This window comes from Camelimonas fluminis (assembly GCF_014656355.1).
Taxonomy (GTDB): Bacteria; Pseudomonadota; Alphaproteobacteria; order Rhizobiales; family Beijerinckiaceae; genus Camelimonas; species Camelimonas fluminis.
In genome coordinates, this window is the sequence record NZ_BNCG01000107.1 from 1 (window position 1) to 2,625 (window position 2,625).

4 protein-coding genes are annotated in these 2,625 nt (G+C 62.9%); all 4 read left to right on the plus strand.

Annotated elements, in window-relative coordinates:
• Positions 1-56: 56 nt before the first annotated feature.
• Positions 57-1,442, plus strand: coding sequence for a class I SAM-dependent methyltransferase (locus IE243_RS22500; RefSeq protein WP_191321520.1), 1,386 nt, complete (start codon positions 57-59; stop codon positions 1,440-1,442).
• The gene (locus IE243_RS22505; RefSeq protein WP_191321521.1) at positions 1,435-1,677 is read left to right on the plus strand and encodes a Lar family restriction alleviation protein; all 243 of its coding nucleotides are present in this window, start codon (positions 1,435-1,437) and stop codon (positions 1,675-1,677) included. The genes IE243_RS22500 and IE243_RS22505 overlap by 8 nt, the downstream gene beginning before the upstream one ends.
• 186 nt (positions 1,678-1,863) lie before the next feature.
• Entirely contained in the window at positions 1,864-2,136 is a 273-nt protein-coding gene (locus tag IE243_RS22510) for a hypothetical protein (protein WP_191321522.1), read from the plus strand.
• The gene (locus IE243_RS22515) at positions 2,126-2,617 is read left to right on the plus strand and encodes a hypothetical protein (RefSeq protein ID WP_191321523.1); all 492 of its coding nucleotides are present in this window, start codon (positions 2,126-2,128) and stop codon (positions 2,615-2,617) included. Before IE243_RS22510 ends, IE243_RS22515 begins: the two co-directional genes overlap by 11 nt.
• The last annotated feature ends 8 nt before the right edge of the window (positions 2,618-2,625 follow it).

Sequence of the window (2,625 nt, forward strand, 5' to 3'; positions counted from 1 at the left end):
AACGCCCGCGCTCACGCAGAGGCAATCATCGCTCTGTCTGCTGGGGAGGGCGTGTGATGGGCGTCATGTACGGCACAGAAGTCGCCACGGCGACAACCGTCGTCGACATGATCGACGAATACGACCGCAAGAATGCGGCCATGGACGACGAGTTGCAGGCTTTCGAGCGCGCCTTCGGCGACCTTGAGCTAGCCGCATCCATTCACGGCACCTATGCCGAGCCTGTCATTGACCGCAGGCCATATGTTCACGCTGACCGTCTGCGGAAAACGCTGCTGAAATCGGGGTGGAAGGCGATCTATAATCGCCTCCAGATCGACCGGATCGCCAGCGCCAAGGACCGCCAGCTTTTCGAGCGGACACTGCAAGACCCACCTCCGCTCACCCTGGATAATGCCAAGGCCACCTTTGGCGACTACCTCATGCGACCGCGCCACCACATCCTGAGGGGGCTCGCGGAGGTTTTCGCTGGACTGGACCCGGCATATCGCAGTCACAGCAAGGTCAAGATCGGCGTTAAGGGGCTGCCGAAGCGGGTGATATTGACCAGCTTTGGCGACTACAGCGGCACGTATGGCAGGGATCGGCTGCGTGACATCGTCAATGCGCTGGCGGCGTACCGCAACCAGCCATTGATGGAGCAGGCGGAGTTCATCGCGATTGGTGACGCCCACAAAAATGGCGATGACGCGCATTTGGACGGGCGCCCCATACACTATTACCGGAATGGCAAGAGCGAGTTGGAGCCGAGCCCTGATCGTGGCCTGACGATCCGGCGGTTCGGGAACGGAAACGCGCACGTGTTTTTCGCCCCGCAGACGTTGCGTGACATCAATATGGCGCTGGCTGAATACTATGGCGAGGTACTGCCTGATGTTGATCCTGACGCGCCAGAGAGGGCTCCCAGCACCGCCGTAGCAAAGGACCTCCAGTTCTACTGGTCACCGCCTGATGTCATTTCTCGCGCGCTTGAGTTCGCAGGTGTGCATGACTTGAGGGAGTGGGGACGCAACCCACCGCCGTCATCCCGCATCCTCGAGCCGTCATGCGGCGACGGGCGGATCATGGATGCGATCCGTGAGCGGGGACATGCAGTATTCGGGATCGAGTATCACCCCGGTCGCGCCGCACAGTCACGCGCGAAGGGCCACTCTGTCCTTACTGCCAACTTCCTTGACCAGCCCGCAACGCCAGACTTTGACAAGGTGATGATGAACCCCCCGTTTTACGGGCGGCACTACGTCAAGCACGTGAGGCACGCCCTCCGTTTTCTGAAGCCTGGCGGCCGACTTGTCGCCATCCTGCCCGCTACGGCGCGATACGACCACGGCGAGCTTGATGGCGAATGGGATGACCTGCCCGTGGGGAGCTTCGCAGAGGCTGGAACGAATGTGCCGACCGTGCTCCTGCGGATGCAAGTCAAGGATCTACGCCATGACTGACCGCACGGAGCGCGAGGGGCTGGCGCTCAAGCCATGCCCGTTCTGTGGGGGAACCAACATCAGGTGGAAGTGGGTCGAAGCGTTCTCGTGCGACAGCAGCTACCCGGTTTTCGGGTGCATGTCATGCAACGTGACCTTTGAGGCGGACAGCGAAGACGGCCAGACTGAATGGGACCACGAACGCTGGAACCGCCGCGCACCCGGCGAGACGAAGGGAGGCGGGGATGGGCGCTAGAGTAGGCTTCGCAGGCGGCGGGACGGAGATCGTCAAGGACGCCCGCATCCCGCGCCAACGCCGACACACGGGGCGCAACGCCCCTGCGGAAGCGAAAGACCCGTCGTCTCCTGCGATAGACGCAGCTGCGGATAAGCGCGCCAGAAAGCTCGCCCGCCGCGCCGCCCTCACCCGAAAGGACAGCCGATGAAGGTCCACTTCTACACCTGCGACACCGCCCCGGCGCATCGCCGCGTCATGGGCCTCATTGAGACGGTCGAGGACGTGGCGGCCACCGCAGAACGCGGGGCGCACAAGCGCCAGACGTTCCTGCCGATCACCTGCTTCGGCGCAACCGAGGCCGCGGCGCGGCAGAAGGCTGACGACTTCTGGCAGGGCAAGCTGGACAACGAGACGCGCCGCAAGGAACGCACCCGCGCTCTCGCCGCCCGCGCCAAGGGAGGTGCAGATGGCCAGTGACCTTGAAGCCCTGCGGCCACACCCGCGAACTGGCGACGAAGCGCCCGTGTCATATCGGGCCAAGCACATCCGGTCGCTGTTTGACCACATCGCCGCCCTTGAGGCCGAGAAGATCAGTCTTGAAGGCGAACTGACGCGATGCAACGCCGAGTGCGACAAATGGAAGGCGCATTGGGACGCTGAAAAGGCCGAGAACGAGAGGCTGAAAGCCGTAATTTCAGCCTGCCACTGGTACTGGCCGTCTGACGACACAAGCAGCGAAAACTGTTGCTGTCATCCGTTTGAGGTCGTGGAGAACCACGGCGAGGGTGAAGTCATTGAGGTGTCACGCGGCGGCGTGGTGGAAACCATGTATTGCGCGTACCTGCGCCCCGCCGTGGACAGCGACAGCGACGACCAGTTCTGGGTGCATGAAGCGACGGTCGAGGCCGCAGAGGCGAAACTGCAAGCCGAAGTCAAGCGCCGCTCCGCCCTCCGCTAACCCCTGAA

Coding starts and splice junctions, on each gene's coding strand:
- IE243_RS22500 (WP_191321520.1), top strand. CDS start 57: ATGGGCGTCATGTACGGCACAGAAGTCGCCACGGCGACAACCGTCGTC.
- IE243_RS22505 (WP_191321521.1), top strand. CDS start 1,435: ATGACTGACCGCACGGAGCGCGAGGGGCTGGCGCTCAAGCCATGCCCG.
- IE243_RS22510 (WP_191321522.1), top strand. CDS start 1,864: ATGAAGGTCCACTTCTACACCTGCGACACCGCCCCGGCGCATCGCCGC.
- IE243_RS22515 (WP_191321523.1), top strand. CDS start 2,126: ATGGCCAGTGACCTTGAAGCCCTGCGGCCACACCCGCGAACTGGCGAC.